At 39.5% G+C, this 15,320-nt stretch carries 11 protein-coding genes and 1 riboswitch; of the genes, 7 read left to right on the top strand and 4 right to left on the bottom strand.

The features are described from left to right. Positions 1 to 1,379: 1,379 nt before the first annotated feature. From QYG89_RS16565 to QYG89_RS16555, 3 genes are all read left to right on the top strand, one after another. On the top strand, positions 1,380 to 1,661 hold the full coding sequence (locus tag QYG89_RS16565) for a hypothetical protein (protein WP_404319268.1): 282 nt from the start codon (positions 1,380 to 1,382) through the stop codon (positions 1,659 to 1,661). Positions 1,662 to 1,825: 164 nt separating this feature from the next. Further along, a complete protein-coding gene (locus QYG89_RS16560; protein ID WP_404319266.1) occupies positions 1,826 to 3,127 on the top strand; it encodes a replication protein in 1,302 nt (433 codons plus the stop codon). 1,032 nt (positions 3,128 to 4,159) lie between these two features. Further along, positions 4,160 to 4,244: riboswitch (cyclic di-GMP riboswitch) on the top strand. A 36-nt stretch (positions 4,245 to 4,280) separates the two neighbouring features. After that, on the top strand, positions 4,281 to 4,469 hold the full coding sequence (locus QYG89_RS16555) for a Spo0E family sporulation regulatory protein-aspartic acid phosphatase (RefSeq protein WP_404319270.1): 189 nt from the start codon (positions 4,281 to 4,283) through the stop codon (positions 4,467 to 4,469). A 177-nt stretch (positions 4,470 to 4,646) separates the two neighbouring features. On the opposite strand, the gene QYG89_RS16550 is transcribed toward QYG89_RS16555, so the two are convergent. After that, positions 4,647 to 6,161, bottom strand: a complete 1,515-nt coding sequence (locus tag QYG89_RS16550) for a hypothetical protein (RefSeq protein ID WP_404319265.1) — start codon at positions 6,159 to 6,161, stop codon at positions 4,647 to 4,649. 361 nt (positions 6,162 to 6,522) lie between these two features. Further along, complete coding sequence (locus tag QYG89_RS16545) at positions 6,523 to 6,690, bottom strand: hypothetical protein (protein WP_404319263.1); 168 nt, start codon at positions 6,688 to 6,690, stop codon at positions 6,523 to 6,525. 385 nt (positions 6,691 to 7,075) lie between these two features. Here QYG89_RS16545 and QYG89_RS16540 point away from each other — a divergent pair, with 385 nt between their 5' ends. The 3 genes from QYG89_RS16540 (at position 7,076) to QYG89_RS16530 (ending at position 10,692) form a co-directional block, all read left to right on the top strand. Beyond that, positions 7,076 to 8,830: an S-layer homology domain-containing protein gene (locus QYG89_RS16540; RefSeq protein ID WP_404319261.1), complete on the top strand. Its 1,755-nt coding sequence runs from the start codon at positions 7,076 to 7,078 to the stop codon at positions 8,828 to 8,830. Beyond that, on the top strand, positions 8,817 to 9,065 hold the full coding sequence (locus QYG89_RS16535) for a DUF3006 domain-containing protein (protein ID WP_404319258.1): 249 nt from the start codon (positions 8,817 to 8,819) through the stop codon (positions 9,063 to 9,065). The genes QYG89_RS16540 and QYG89_RS16535 overlap by 14 nt, the downstream gene beginning before the upstream one ends. A gap of 358 nt (positions 9,066 to 9,423) precedes the next feature. Beyond that, positions 9,424 to 10,692, top strand: a complete 1,269-nt coding sequence (locus tag QYG89_RS16530) for a dicarboxylate/amino acid:cation symporter (RefSeq protein WP_404319255.1) — start codon at positions 9,424 to 9,426, stop codon at positions 10,690 to 10,692. Positions 10,693 to 10,857: 165 nt separating this feature from the next. On the opposite strand, the gene QYG89_RS16525 is transcribed toward QYG89_RS16530, so the two are convergent. Further along, complete coding sequence (locus QYG89_RS16525; RefSeq protein WP_404319253.1) at positions 10,858 to 12,045, bottom strand: LL-diaminopimelate aminotransferase; 1,188 nt, start codon at positions 12,043 to 12,045, stop codon at positions 10,858 to 10,860. 81 nt (positions 12,046 to 12,126) lie between these two features. Continuing rightward, on the bottom strand, positions 12,127 to 13,785 hold the full coding sequence (locus tag QYG89_RS16520; RefSeq protein ID WP_404319252.1) for a thiamine pyrophosphate-dependent enzyme: 1,659 nt from the start codon (positions 13,783 to 13,785) through the stop codon (positions 12,127 to 12,129). A 226-nt stretch (positions 13,786 to 14,011) separates the two neighbouring features. Here QYG89_RS16520 and QYG89_RS16515 point away from each other — a divergent pair, with 226 nt between their 5' ends. Further along, complete coding sequence (locus QYG89_RS16515) at positions 14,012 to 14,776, top strand: IclR family transcriptional regulator (protein ID WP_404319250.1); 765 nt, start codon at positions 14,012 to 14,014, stop codon at positions 14,774 to 14,776. Positions 14,777 to 15,320 lie beyond the last annotated feature (544 nt).

The following is a 15,320-nucleotide window of genomic DNA, read 5'->3' as shown; positions in this document are numbered from 1 at the left end:
CATCTGCAATTGCATCTCGCGCCCCACCAACATGCCAACCCATAGCTGAACAGAATGTAGCTGCTTCTCTTGAAGCTGGCGCTTCAACGGCGCTGGAAGCGAGAGGAGAAAAGTCAGATGCTGCTACACTGCAAATAGTTTCTACAAGTGGAGCTGCATAGAGCCAGTCGGAAAGTTCTAGAGTGAATAGCTATGCTCGATATAAACGCTGTGCAGGTCATGGCCAGTCGGAAACACTCCGTACATTTCCGACTGGCCATATCCTGCTCCGCTTTTAAATAGAGTCTAGCTTTTAAAGGTAGAACAAGCCGATCGGCTCTTTGCAAGCATATTCGAGGAAGCTATTTGCAGAGAAGCAGCATCTGTCTTTTCCGCTCAGGCTTCCACTGCCGTTCCAGCGCTAGCTCCAAAGGCAGATGCTACATTCAGGGAAGTCTTTTGAGGGCATATTCGGGGGAGGAAGGAAGCAATCAACCGTTCTGCGAACCGTTGATTGCTTTATTTTATAAGAGCATATATCCAAAGAGTTATCGACAAAGAAACCATGGATGCCCTTTCCGCTCACGCCTCCGCTACTGCTCCAGCACGGGCTCCAAGGTCATCCGTTAATACTTCATATCTTTATGTAGAAAGAACGAATAAACCTTTATTGGAAAGAAGAAAAGTTTATTCGTTGAAAAGAAGAAAAAAATAAAAGAAGAAACATTTATTTGTAAGAGAAGAAAGGAAGTCGCACCTGTCTTCTCCGCTAAGGGCCTCCGCTCACGCTCCGGCGCAAGCTCCGAAGCCAGGCGCTGGAGAGGTAGAAGATTAATTGATATCAAGACCGCTTTGATCCAATCAAGGTACGGGTAGTATTTTTTGAGAAGATCGTTCAAAAAATCTCCACCCTTTCCCCCTTGCTTGGATCAATTTTTGTCGGTGCTGGATTGCTGCCAAACCGAGCAGACCCAAAACGAGGAACGTTGGGAGCGGCTTGGCTTTTTCATTTTACCGCCAAAAAGCGCTCAAGCTTCGATTGGCAGTTAATTGTTTTATGAAGGTAATTTTCAGCCAACCTCGCACCCCAAAACAAGGGGAAGGTGTAGCACATTCAAGGAAGAATCAAGCTTTCGAAAAATGTTACAAAATATTTGAAATTATTGAAGGAGAAAAAAGAATCTTGTCGAAATGATTAGGTAATGAGACTTAGGTTCTTTTACTCATTTCTACCCCGCTATATTACCTTTTTTAAAATCTTACATTTTTTTTGCTCCCCTTGAGAATAAATCCATTAATTTTGATACAATAGATTTAAGTTTTGAAGATTCCTCTTATATATGTCCACTAACGTTTGTTCATCAGCAGGCGTATATCGCGGAATAAAAGGAGGAAATTAGTTGCCTAGATGTGATTTTTGTCATTCTTTTGTTGATGATGGCAGTTTTATAGAGTTAAAGCCGTCGAGGTATTGGATAGGGAGTTCATGTGGTTGTAAGGGCAAAAGCGGAGAGCAATTGTCTCAGATCATTTACTTTAAAAGCTTACCCCAAAAAGAATTAATGGCTTTGAAAGGTGGATACTTAAAGCTGGCTGCTAATGATTACACAGATTTAAGCGATAAGGATCATCTTTTAACGTCAATAAAAGTAATGGATATGGTTTTAGGAGTGGAAGAATAGTAGTTGGCTATTTTAAAAATAAAATAAGAAAAATCCCTATATGAGTTTGGCCGCTCCAGGGATTTTTCGAGAAGTTTGAAGGATTACTCCCTCGATATAAGGTTTGTGGGTTTATTTTATCATATATCGATGCGAATGTCCTTCATTTAGTGGAGGATTTTTTTATGGAAAATTTAAAATTGGAGGAAACGTCTCTTGATCGGGCGAAAGGACACGTTCTTTTTCATCACAAACAAGCAGATGGATGGATCACTCTCGCGAGAAAGGAAAAGTCGGGGGCGTGGAAGCAGTATCACTATAGACCAGAACAGTTAGCTTCAGAGATGTCTGAGTGGCTCGGTGAGGACGTTTATTTTAGTCAGAATACATTTTATAAGCCGCAGCGGCGAATCGAGAATATAAGGCAATTACGGGCGTTATACGTGGACGTGGATTGTCATCTGTTGAATTTCGATCCGGCTTGGGTTGTTGGGAAGCTAGATTTAGAGATTTTCCAAGAGACTTTGCCGAATCCGAATATTATTATTTTTTCGGGTCGCGGGCTGGTTTGTATATGGATGTTAGAGCCTGTACCTTATAAGGCGTTGCCTTTGTGGCAGGCGATCCAGAATTACTTTTGCGAGCAGCTGCAGTACGTCGGAGCAGATACGAAGTCTATTGATGCGACGCGAGTGTTTCGGGTTGCTGGTTCGGTTAATTCGAAAAACGGACAAGAGGTAGTCGTGCAGTATCGGCATGATTACCGGTATGTATTGCGTGATTTGCAGGGGGATTACTTGCCGGAGCTGGCCCCGGCGCAGCCTAAGAAGCCTGGACGTAAGCCCAAGATTGTTCATTTACATAACGTGCGTAATTTGCATTACTCCAGGCTGCTAGATTTGGTTCGGTTAGTACACTTACGGGATTATGATGTGCAGGGGCATCGGGAGTTATTTTGCTTTTTATACCGGTATTGGAGCTGCTGTTTGACGGATGATACAGCAGATGCCTTGGAACAGATGCTAGAGTTTAATAGCGAGTTTAAAGAGCCTTTGCCAGAACGCGAGGTTATACGAGCGACTAGGAGTGCAGAAAAGGCATGGATCGCGAAGAGTGATGCGAAGGCAAATGAAGAAGCGATCGCCAAGGGCTATCCTGGCGCTGGATACAATTTAAAGAATGCAACGATTATTAAATGGCTGGAGATCACGACAGAGGAACAGGAACACTTACGGACGATCATTGATGGCAATGAGAAGCGCAGACGTAAGAGAGTGCGTGATAAGAAGCGTGTGACAGAAAAGCGTCGTGAGCAGGGCGTTGTTGCGCGTGAGGAGTATTTAGAGCAGCAGAAAGATAAGACTGAGGATAAACTATGGCAGCTGCAGCAAGCGATAGAGAGACATCCTAAAGCAACGAAAGCTGAGTTGGCTAAGCTATTAGGCGTGCATCGATCCCATCTTTATCGTTTGTTGAAACAACTATGATAAAAGTGTCTCATGGTGTGTCGCCCTTATATTATAGGCGTTAGCCTGCTTGCTCGCGTTTAGAGGGTCAGAGGCTCTACTCCTTACTTTGCTTGCCCCCGTACTGGGGGTCTTTTAGTGTTTGAATTTAGCAAATAGTGATTATAAACCTAATAATTATATAGGGGAGCTTATTGTACTTAATAAGGGGATACAGCCTCGGAGCGAGCAGCGGTGGGCAAGCGTTAGCGCGCAGGGGCTACCATCTTATTTATTGTAGGTATGCTTACTGTGTTAACTGAAGTTTTGCTGTTTTGAAAACCTTTAAAATACATGAGGACTGATAACCAATGAATTTCTGTGAATTGATGGACTGGAGCGGATATATTTACTTGGAGAAATTACTTGAACCTGAAGATAATTCATTGAGATTACTTATTGGAAGGAGTAAGGAGGTCAATGTTGGTTTAGGTATAAAACATTTGTCACCGATACAAATAGATTTTGATGTTTTATGTATCGTATTCTGTGATCAATGAATGTTTTGATTGTCTAGATGACAATGAAATATCAAAGGGAGAAGTTTTTCGGATATATACTAAGTCAAAGTACTTGGATTTTATTGAATCAGCCACGATTGAAAGAGAAGATATATGTTTACCTGCAAATTTTGTTCACTATCAATTTTGCTGTTTAAATCACATTATTGATGTCATTTCTTGCGATGCACCTAAAATTACTGCAGTAACAGCTTAACTGAATGTATAAAACCTCACTTTTTTATGCAGCCACTAGGCTAATTTGAGGGCCAGAAACCTTGTTAAATCAACAGTGCATACAATCCTGCATAGAGAAGAAGCGAGATGAAGAATGAAACTCTTTGTGAGATAAGGAATTTTTGGAGTATTCATTTGACGCTTAGAGATCTTATCTAACTAAAAGGTCATATTGTTAAAGATCATGCATTCATTAACATTCAAAAAAGAGACCAAAATTATTCAAATAGAAACAACATAATCCGACAAATTTAGTAATCGTATTACGGTAATATTTAACAAGAAAAGGCAAACTTATTGAAAAATAAGGACGCAAAACTACAGGTCTAAGGTTTTTTAACTATGATGGCTGAGTTGCCTAAAATAAAATGCATATTTTAGGAGGATTACCGGTGTGTATGGAAGTGGACAATTTAGAAAGCAGAATCAATCAACTAAAAAGGGAATTGGTCCAAACGGTAAGGTTAACTGGATTAAATAGTTATGACACCCTTTTTTGCAGTCAAGAGTTAGATGAACTCATCGTGGTTTATCAAAAACATTTGCAAAATAAAACTAATAGTACCCTCGTATTAGCACTAAAATAAGTATCTGAATACTAAATCAATTTTCGCTTTAATTGAACAGGCAGCAAAAATGATCTGTTTATGAGGGTTCTTTTCTGTACTGATAACGAGCGTTATGTAAATAATAAATGTTAGTCCAAAAACAGATCATCTTATATGGGATGGTCTGTTCTTGGGTATATTATTGTTGAAATAGTTTTAAAATGATTCAAGCTCTTTACTGTTTAATACTTCTCCGTTTCTGTCAAATATAACAAGATGCCATGTCTTTTCACCGTCTTGCTCTGCTTCTTTTAAAATTGCATATCCTTTTTCTGATTCATACGAATCTGTGAATTCAGCATCGGTCCATACTTCTTTTGGAGCGAGATAATTTAATTCTTCTGGATCTTTTTCATTAAATTCAAATTCATAGATAGTGAATTGCGCATAATAAAGGTCGTCGCCTATTGAAATAAACTTCTCTACCTGGGGAGAGCTGGCACCTCTATTAGTTCCTTCGTCCAACAAATAAAAAATTTCATCTTTATATTTTGCATACAGCCCGTAATCTTTTCGCTCAACAGCAGTACCAAACAATTTTTCTGCTAGTTCGCTGATCCGGTCAGCTGGGTATGCGACATAGGAAAAACTGTCGTCGATGATTGATTGATCCTCCAGCGAATCAATGGATACATCGATGAACGACTGATAATATAAGCCGTTAGCTATGGCTTCTATCACTTGAGTCCCGTCATCTTTCTTGACGTTTATATTGCGGCTATTAGAAAATTGATACAAGTATTCAATAAGGTCCCTTTTTTCATCCGTTGTAAGATCATCATAAATATTTTTCATAGGCTTTTCCAAGCTTGAGGAAATACCATCGCTCAGTTTTGGAAACTTTCCCGGATCTAGCGAGCGAAGAAATGTTTTAATTGTTTCTTTATTATTTGAGACAGCGAAATTAAGCGATTTTGAACCGGTGTCATCAAGAATCAGCATTAAGCTGCTGTCGCTGTTATATTTCTTTAGTATTGTTTTGTATTCTTTTGCTGTTATTTCGTCCACTGTATCATTTTTTCTCTGTTCATATATCATACGGGGTTTGTCGCTGTCTTCATAGTATTGTTCTATAGCCATTACATTGTCCTTTTCTACAAAAGCAGTTCCCTCTAAGGATAGGAAAATATGCCTCTGAAGATATTCGGATATACTTGGATCGTTTCCCCGGCTTCCGGCGGAATAGCCGCCTGTGTCTACTAAATATGATTTTGAATCTACTGTTGCAATGGAACGTGAGGAAATATCTCCACTCCTGCCTTCATTCTTATACTGTTTTGAAAAGATTTCGGCCGCCTTGTCATTTTTGTATGTCCATACTTCTTCTTTGTAATGAAATTCATCGGTAATCTGTGCTGAAATCATGTACAGTTCTGGTAAATCATCGCCGTTAAAGTCGATTAAATTAGCATATGCTAGCCCTTGATTTTCTCCATTGTCTTCAGTCAGAATACCATGAGGTTCGATCATTTCAACGACGATGTCGTAATAAGCACTCAAGGCGGAAGGTTTTTCTGATTCTGCTTCTTTTGATTCCGAAGGTGTTGCTAAGGTTTCCTCTACATTTTCTGTTTTTTTAACTTCTTCCTTTTCCTCTTTTATAATGGGATCTTTACTGCATCCGGTTAAAAAAAGGAATGTGACTATAATTGCTAAAAAGATGCCTTTCATCCAGCTTCCTCTCTTTCTTGATCTATCAGCTGTGTGTTTTAAAATTCCATGGTCTGATATTTTTTTGGTTAATATTTACTATATTACCATATGGTACAAAAGGAGTGTGTTCTTGATTTGTATAAATAGGCTCGCCGTTGTTTTGTACGGCTTCTGCAGTATTGCTGTAAGTGATAATTTCTTAACTTAGGAGGATCGGCTTTTTTGGAGGTTTTGAAAGTCTCATAACTTATGGGGGATAGTTACGAATAGTTTCTCGATGACTTCAATATGGAAGAAGAGCATAAGGGATTTTTGTTATCAAGTAGGGGGATAGACCAGGCAATGCCTGGCATCATCTCAACTTTTATTGTATAGGAGGTTAAATACTTTTCTTCATGCCACATTCACGGCATTCTCTGAGGAAAATTGTATTTTTCATTGAGCTTTTAAATTGAGCGTTCCCGCAATTGTCGCAGCGGCCAGAAACGATATCGGGTCGTTCTTTGTAATCGTAAACGATTGTTAGGTCATATTTTTTCTCTTCCATGTCAGTCGCCTTTCTCTTGAATTCTAGTGGTTAGTTTATCATGAAGAAGATCGGTGATATACAATTGAATGAGAATAAAAATAAATAAGTGAACAGCAAAGAAGTATCGGCCCCACCTTCGCCAGATACTGTGATAGCCACGCGTGCTATCTCACCTGGTTTTGATTATAAAGATTTAGTATTAATTGGATGTAATGCTGGTTTAAAGAAATGTAAAAATGGATTGTGCGGAGAGGATTCTTTCCGTACTTTTTGTTTTTTTGCTTTCAAATAGGATCTCTTTCGTTTAAAATAGAACATACGTTCCTTTAGTTTTATTTGGATATCTATTGTTATTTCTGGAGTGTTATCATTAGATTGGAATTTGTGAAAAGGGGGATTTGGCTTGTTTAAGAATATTTTTTCTGTGTTGATGGCTATGTTTTTGCTGGCTGCTAATATTCAGGTAGCGAGTGCCAACAGCGGTTTTAAAGATGTTACTTCTTTTAAGAGTGAGATTGAATTTTTAACTTCTAAAGGAATTATTATGGGTTATCCTGACGGCACTTTTAAGCCGGATAATCCTATTACTCGTTTGCAGGCTGTGCAGATGATTTTACGGGAAAAGGGTGTTACTGATTTTTCTAACGTTCCTGATCCTGGATTTATTGATGCGAAGCCGGGAACTCCGCGTTATGGGGAGATTGCAAAGGCTGTTCAGTTAGGTTTTATTAACGGTAAGGTGAATGCGAAGGGTCAGAAGTATTTTGATCCTCAAGGTTTTTTGACGCGTGCTCAGATGGCCAAGATATTGGCGCTTGCTTATGATTTGAAAGGAAGCTATCCGATTGCTTTTACGGATGTTCGCGCGGATCATTGGGCGCACGATTCTATTTCAGCGTTAGCAGCCAACGGTATTACAGCTGGTTATAGCGATGGATCGTTTAAGCCGGGTGTTAATTTATCGCGTCAGCATTTCTCTGCTTTCATGGCTCGTTATCTTGACGACAAGTTCAAGCCGGCGAAAGAGATGTTTGCTCATTTTATCGATGTAGATCAAGGGGATTCGATATTAATTCAAACTCCTAATGGAAAGACGATTTTAGTCGATGGCGGCAAGCGTTCCGCAGGTGAGAAGGTTGTAGCTTATTTGAAGAAAGCGGGAGTTACTTCTATTGATGTAGTCGTGGCCACTCATCCTGATGCGGATCACATCGGTGGATTGATTAATGTATTACAGTCGATTCCGGTTAAGAAGGTTTTAGACAGCGGAAAAGTTCATACTACAGAGACTTATCACGAGTTTTTAAGCTTGATTGATACTAAGAATATTGCGTTTGAAGTTCCTAAGACAGGACAAGCTCTTTCTATTGATCCTGCGTTGAAGGTCCAGGTTCTGAACTCCGGGGATCGTAATGCAAGTGATAATAACGAAAATTCAATTGTTCTCAAGTTAACCTATGGCGGTGTTAGTTACCTTTTGACAGGTGACGCTGATGTGAAGGTTGAAGAAGATATGATCACGAAATTTGATGTGAAGAGTACGATTTTGAAAGCTGGTCATCATGGAGCGAAGACTAGTACATCGCAGGCCTTTGTGAATGCGGTGAAGCCGGCAGTAACGATTTTATCTTATGGTAAGGATAACTCTTATGGCCACCCGACGGATGAAGTGGTTAGCAGATTGAAGGCTGCTGGATCGAAGCTTTATTCTACGGCTGAATCAGGTGATATCGTTGTTAAGACAGATGGTAAGACGTATTCTGTGTTGGCGAAGCCATGGCAAGGTACGATAACGCCGGCTCCTCAACCTCCAGCACCTAATCCTACTCCGACACCAGCTCCTACTCCTACGACTGGTGATGCACGAATTGTATCTAAAGATTTAGCTGGTGAAAAGGTTGGTATTAAGAACTTTGGCAAGGCGAATATTAATATGACTGGATGGCAATTGGTGAGTGTGGAAGGCAATCAGAAATACACTTTCCCTGATGGGTATGTATTGAAGCCAGGCGCAACGGTTTATATTACCTCTGGACAGAGTGCGAAACACCAGCCCCCAACATATTTAAAATGGACGACAGCTAACATTTGGAATAACAGCGGCGACATGGCTAGATTATTTAATAGCAATGGAGTGAAGGTTAGTGAAGTGCGTTAAATATACGCTTGATCGTTATGAAGGTGATGTTGGAGTATTACTTTTAAAGGGCGATGAATCGCAAGAGCTTATTGTGCAGCTGGATAAGTTAGCAGGCGTGAATGAGGGCGATGTTGTTCTTGTGGAGCTTGATGAAGGCAATGAGGTTTTGAAGGTAACTGTTTTGGATGAAGAAACGAAGGTTACTAGAGATCATGTGCAGGATCTTTTGGAGAAATTGAAGAGTAAGAAGTGATTGGAAGCCCCCTTTCTTGATTGAGAGGGGACTTTTTATGTTTAAGAAAATATATTTTTTCTATACAGACAATAACCAGACGTGTGAATTTTACTGAGTTGTTTTACAAAATACTTGGATTTTCTGGTTAAAATATAACTTTTATAAAAAAATTTGGGATTTTAAATTGGCAGACTAATTTTACTATTGAAAAAAGTAAAGCGCTATCATATAATTTTATTATATTTGAAATGGTGTTTCAATAATTGAAATGAGAAGAAGGGAGCAACAGGGGGAATTACGCTAATGGGAAATTTGTGTTCTTTAAATTAGCTATGATCCCAGTCTAAAAAATGAACAAAGTATAGGAGGGATATGGATGTATGGATTATGGAAATGGTATCTTAACAAATCATTCATTTTAAAGATATCGACAGGTTTTTTACTGGGAATAGGTGTAGGGTTGATTTTTGGACCATCAGCGGGAGTATTAGCGCCCCTTGGGGATATATTTCTGAAACTTCTGAAAATGGCGGTCGTTCCACTAATCTTATTTTCGATCATTGTATCTATAAATAATACGAATCCAAAGGAATTGGGTCGTATAGGTGGAAAGATTTTTCCATACTACATAATAACAACTGCTTTAGCTGTATTTATGGGTATTGGCATCGCTAAATTAATCAATCCGGGTTCGGGGCTGAGTTTACCGCAAAACTCAAGTATGGACGTGCCAGAAGCTCCTGCCCTTATCGATGTATTGATGCAAATCATTCCAACTAATATTTTTGAAGCCCTTGCTAACGGCAATATTTTGAGTATTGTATTTATGGCCGTTATTGTAGGATTTGCTGTTTCTTTTATGAGACATTCGCACGAAGCACAAACGAAAGAATGGGGTAATCTTTTATTAAAGCTTATGGAGGCTGGAAGTGAGGTTACTTTCCGCATCCTTAATGGGATTTTACAATATGCGCCTATTGGTGTGTTAGGGATCACTGCTACAACAATAGGAAATCAAGGACTTGATACTTTAAGTGCATTGGCCAAATATGTATTTGCTTCGTATGTAGGTGTAGGTATTCAAATGTTTATCCTCTTCCCTATCATACTTCTAATGTTTAGAGTACCTGTGATAAAATTCATTACTAATACTCGTGAAGCCATAGTGACGGCTTTTGTTACATCTAGTAGTTTAGCAACGCTTCCAGTTACGATTAAAGCTGCACATAAAGCTGGTATTAGTGAGCGGGTAGCGAATTTTACCCTTCCAGTAGGTGCTACTGTAAATATGAACGGTTCTGCGATACATTTTGGGGTAGGTGTCGTTTTTGCTGCTGATATCGTGGGATATGAACTCAGTATTGGAGCGATTGTTGGAATTATCTTAGCAGGAACATTAGCTGCGATCGGAACTGCGGGAGTTCCTGGTGCTGGATTAATAGGAATGTCTATTGTATTTACTCAGGCAGGGCTTCCTATTGAAATAGTAGCGCTCACAGCGGGAGTAAACGTTATAACAGACATGGTCTTTACAACATGTAATGTCACGGGTGATATCGTTGGAGCTGCTGTAGTAGACCAAAGTGAGAAGAAACACACGATTCACCCCGTTGAAGAGTTGACGCGAAAGGTTGCATCGAAATAGTTATAAATACAAAGGGATCTAACCATAAATGGGTTAGGTCTTTTTTGTATGCGCTTGCACAGGGAAAAAGAGTTCAAGGGGGGGATAAATGAACAGAAATATATAACGGACAGTAATTTTGTAAATTACTGTCCGTTTGATTTGGCGGAGATGCAGGTGCTCCTTTTATAGGTTTGAAAAGTATTTTTTTAACCGTCCAACTGCTTCTATTAGTCTTTCCGTTGGAACAGAGAGGGAGATTCGGAAATACCCTTCCCCGCCATCACCGAAGGCAGATCCAGGGGTTACGACGATTCCGACCTCTTGTAAGAGCATTTCAGCAAAGTCCATGGAATTAAATCCATGGGGAACTTCAGCCCAGATGAAGAAGCTTCCGCGAGGGACTTGGACGTTGATTCCTATTTCTTTGAGCGCGTTGATCATTGTGTCCATGCGTTCCTTATATATATCATTGTGTTGTTCAACGCAGCTTTGATCACTTGTTAAAGCAAAGGCTGCGGCTTTTTGTATAGGTATAAACTGACTTGTATCAGTGTTGCTTTTGATGACGGAGAGCGCCTCGATAATAGAGCTGTTGCCTACTACATAACCGATTCTCCATCCTGTCATATTATATGTTTTTGAAAAAGAACCAAATTCGACGGCTATCTCCTTTGCGCCTTCCGCTTGAAGAATACTTGGTGCTTTGTATCCATCAAAAGTGACCATATTGTACGCGAAATCGTGTGCTACGGCAATGTGATGCTTTTTCGCAAAATGTATTACCTTTTCAAAAAAATCTACATCCACTGTTGCTGATGTAGGATTCCCAGGGTAGTTTAAAAACATCAGCTTAGCTTGTTCCAGGACATCTTCTGGAATCGCATCAAAATCCGGTTTAAAATCCAATGACTTCGTTAAAGGCATACTATGAGGCACACCGTTTGCCAGCTGGATCGCTGTACGATAGACACCATAACCAGGATCAGGTGTTAATACAGTCTCTCCTGGATCGATAAGGGCAGGAACTAAATGAGCAATCCCTTCTTTGGAACCGATTAAAACGAGAACTTCACTATCCGAATCAAGATCCACGCCATAACGAGTTTTATAGAAATCAGCAATTGCCTGTCTTAATTCTGGTATTCCACCATAGTTGGGATATTTAAAGTTTGCTGGATCTCCTAGCTCGTCTTTTAATTTTTCTACAATGTGCGATGGGGTGGATAGGTCCGGATCGCCTATGCCGAGATCAATAATGTCTACCCCTTTCTTTTTAAGTTCTGCCTTCTTTTTATTAATAGTAGAAAAAACGTAAGGAGGTATCTGGGAAACTCTCTTTGAACGATACTCTGCTTTTACTGTTTCTTTCATTTTTATCTCGCCTCCAAATTTATTAGCATAAGGTAAAAAAGCCTTTCGAATAAGACATTGAAAGGCTTTTCTGTTGTTTAATTAAGCATTTACTTTTTGCTGTTTTACTTGATTTACGGAAAGAATTTCTGGATCTGTTTGTACTTCAATTAAAGTTGTTTTTCCGGAAGCGATGGCTCGCTGCAACGCAGGTATAAAATCTTCATTTCTTTTCACTTGTTCGCCGTTGCATCCAAAGACTTCTGCTAGTTTCGCAAAGTTTGGATTGGTTAATTCAGTACCTACTACACGATCAGGGAAATGTTTTTCCTGATGAGTACGGATCGTACCGTACAAGTTATTATTTACGACAATAGCGATAACAGGGATGTTATAGCGAACAGAAGTCTCCAGTTCTTGCATAGTCATCATAAATCCACCGTCTCCTGAAAAGGAAATGACAGGTTGATCAGGACAGGCAAGTTTGGCTCCGAGTGCAGCTGGAAGACCATATCCCATTGCTCCAGAGGTAGGGCCGATATATGTTTTAGGCTGATCAAAACGATAATACTTAGAAATCCATCCAAAGAAGTTGCCCGCATCACTTGTAATGACCGCATTCTTTGGAATGTGCTGAGTAAAATCATGAAGCATTCCATCTAAGTCAACAAATTCATCGGAATACTCTTTCGGTGGAGTAGAGAACTCCAGATACTTGTTATGAAGTTGTTGAACGATCTCGCCGCGATCAGAGTTATTCTCATATTCCGAAACAATCTCTTTTAAGCTTGTTAGGAATGACTTAACGTCCGATACGATTGAAAGAGAGGAAGCATATACTTTTCCGATTGTGTCTGGTGAAATGTCAACGTGTATTAAATCCACCCCAGGCTTTAAAAGTGAGTAATCTTGAGTAGATACTTGAGAAAAACGTGTACCAAGTGCAATGACTAGGTCGGATTCGTATATGTATTCAAGCAAATCTTTACTAGGTCCGAATCCTAACCAACCGGCATAAGAAGGGTGGCTGTTTGGAAATGCGTCATATCTTCTAAAGGCCGTAGCAACTGGTAATTGAAGCTTTTCGGCTAGTTCTACTAATAGGTCAGTTGAATTGGAAGCGGTTACTCCGCCACCCGCAATAACGATCGGATTTTTGGCTTTTGCGATCATTTGAAGAGCTTCTTTGACACTTTCCTTGTTTGCCTCAGGAGCAGCTGCTTGAGCGATGCGGTAGTTATCCTGCTGCACTTCGACTACATCTTCCAACATATCGTGAGGCAAAGATACTACTACAGGGCCAGGTCTTCCTGATGTAGCAACGTGGAAGGCACGTGTAACTAATTCGGGAATACGTTTTGCATCTTGGATTTCTACCGTCCACTTGCAAATGTGGCCAAAGAAGGCTGCTAAATCAACTTCTTGGAATGCCTCTTTCCCCATGTAATCACGTTCAACTTGCCCAAGAAAAGCAACCATAGGAGTAGAATCTTGCATTGCTGTATGAAGTCCGATTGAAAGGTTTGCCGCTCCTACCCCACGTGTAGCCATACAAACTCCAACTTTTCCAGAAGCTTTTGCATAGGCTTCAGCCATAAAAGATGCTCCACCTTCATGGCGTGTAGAAATCAGCTCAATACTTTCATGATTATAAAGACCGTCCAATACTCCAAGGTAGCTTTCGCCAGGAACACAAAATACCTTGTCTACTTTTACCTGCTCTAATACATCTACCACTAAATGACCACCAGATTTGCGCATTTTCCATCTCTCCTCACTATGTTTCATTTATTGAAACACCATTTCATTTTTGATATTATGATATTAACATAGGATAAACATAAGGGCAATGCACTTTCAGAATATTTTGTTTAATGGTACTCTGCTATATGTAAACATATAAATATGTAGGATCTTGAATTATCATGGTTAATGAGACCTCGTTTTTTATACTAATTAATTAGAAGATATAGGTTGGAGGGGCACAATGAATCAGAGTGTAATAAAAGCATTAGGGTTGCTTGATCTTTTTTCGAAGGATAAAAAGGAATTGACTCTCAGTGAATTAGCGGAAAAATCGGGTATGGCAAAACCGACAGCTTATCGTTTGCTTTCTTCGTTAGAAGAGTGTGGGTTTTTAACGAAAATAAAAAATAATAATCAAGACGTTCGTTATCGCTTAGGGCTAAAATTACTTGATTTAGGCAGCTTAGTTGCTGAACATCTTGAGCTGCGCTCTATTGCGCTGCCGCTGATGAGAGAATTGTCCGCTGACATTGATGAAGTAGTGCACTTAGTTATATTAGATAGAGATGAAGCGGTATATATTGAAAAGGTGGAGACGAATCAGGCTGTTCGCCTTTATACTCGTGTTGGAAAAAGATCCGAACTTTACAGCGGATCAGGACCGAAACTATTGCTTTCATATTTGCCTGAAGAGGAAAGACAAGCTCTTATTGAAAAAATGACATTTAAAAAGTTGACTGAACATACAGTTGAAAATGCTGACATGTTAAAAGAGGAAATTCGACAGATAAAAGAACAAGGTTATGCGGTGAGTCGCGGAGAACAGAACCTGGGGACGATTGGTATTTCTTATCCAATCCGCGACTATACGAAAGAAGTAGTAGCTGCATTGAACGTTAGCGGACCAGAGGCAAGGATCGATGACAAGCTTGAAGGAATGGTCAAAGAAAAGACAAAGGAAACCGCTTTACGTATTTCTGCGGAGTTGGGTTATACGGGATTCTAGATTGATAAGAGGTTGTTTAAAGGATAATGCTTAGGTTATGTCCTGCTTATGAAAAGCTTGCCCGTTCACTTATTACTAGGTGTACGGGTGTTTTTTACAAGTGTGTTTATTTTGCCTTGTTTGAGTCATCTCATATAAAGTAAGTGGGAACATTTCATTTATCCAAATAATTTTGAAACTCTATCATTGTTAGACTTAATTTAACGATAGGTGAAGCAGTTCTTAAACTTGGATAAGTATTCTGAATATTGTTAAGTAACATTCTTTTTTAATCCTGTTGACTATGTATTTTAAAACATGTTATATTGTTCTTCCGTCGTTGAAAACAGCGATTTTGAAAATAACATTTTTGAAAAAAACTTATTGACTTTTAATCTATTAAAGTGTTATTATTAAATTCTTGTCGCAATGACAGGGTGATGAAATTGATCTTTGAAAACTGAACAAAATACATGCCAGTAAGTTAATTCTTATTTAAAACAATTGAGCAAGTCAAACATCTTTTTGGAGAGTTTGATCCTGGCTCAGGACGAACGCTGGCGGC

Origin of the sequence: Bacillus lumedeiriae, from assembly GCF_044891285.1 — a bacterium.
Classification (GTDB): domain Bacteria; phylum Bacillota; class Bacilli; order Bacillales; family Domibacillaceae; genus Pseudobacillus; species Pseudobacillus lumedeiriae.
The sequence above is the reverse complement of the archived record's forward strand: the minus strand, read 5'-3'. Positions and strand labels throughout refer to the sequence as shown.

Excerpts from the sequence above, each read along its gene's own strand:
- QYG89_RS16560 (WP_404319266.1), top strand. The coding sequence starts at position 1,826 with ATGGAAAATTTAAAATTGGAGGAAACGTCTCTTGATCGGGCGAAAGGA.
- QYG89_RS16555 (WP_404319270.1), top strand. The coding sequence starts at position 4,281 with ATGGAAGTGGACAATTTAGAAAGCAGAATCAATCAACTAAAAAGGGAA.
- QYG89_RS16550 (WP_404319265.1), bottom strand. The coding sequence starts at position 6,161 with ATGAAAGGCATCTTTTTAGCAATTATAGTCACATTCCTTTTTTTAACC.
- QYG89_RS16545 (WP_404319263.1), bottom strand. The coding sequence starts at position 6,690 with ATGGAAGAGAAAAAATATGACCTAACAATCGTTTACGATTACAAAGAA.
- QYG89_RS16530 (WP_404319255.1), top strand. The coding sequence starts at position 9,424 with ATGTATGGATTATGGAAATGGTATCTTAACAAATCATTCATTTTAAAG.
- QYG89_RS16525 (WP_404319253.1), bottom strand. The coding sequence starts at position 12,045 with ATGAAAGAAACAGTAAAAGCAGAGTATCGTTCAAAGAGAGTTTCCCAG.
- QYG89_RS16520 (WP_404319252.1), bottom strand. The coding sequence starts at position 13,785 with ATGCGCAAATCTGGTGGTCATTTAGTGGTAGATGTATTAGAGCAGGTA.
- QYG89_RS16515 (WP_404319250.1), top strand. The coding sequence starts at position 14,012 with ATGAATCAGAGTGTAATAAAAGCATTAGGGTTGCTTGATCTTTTTTCG.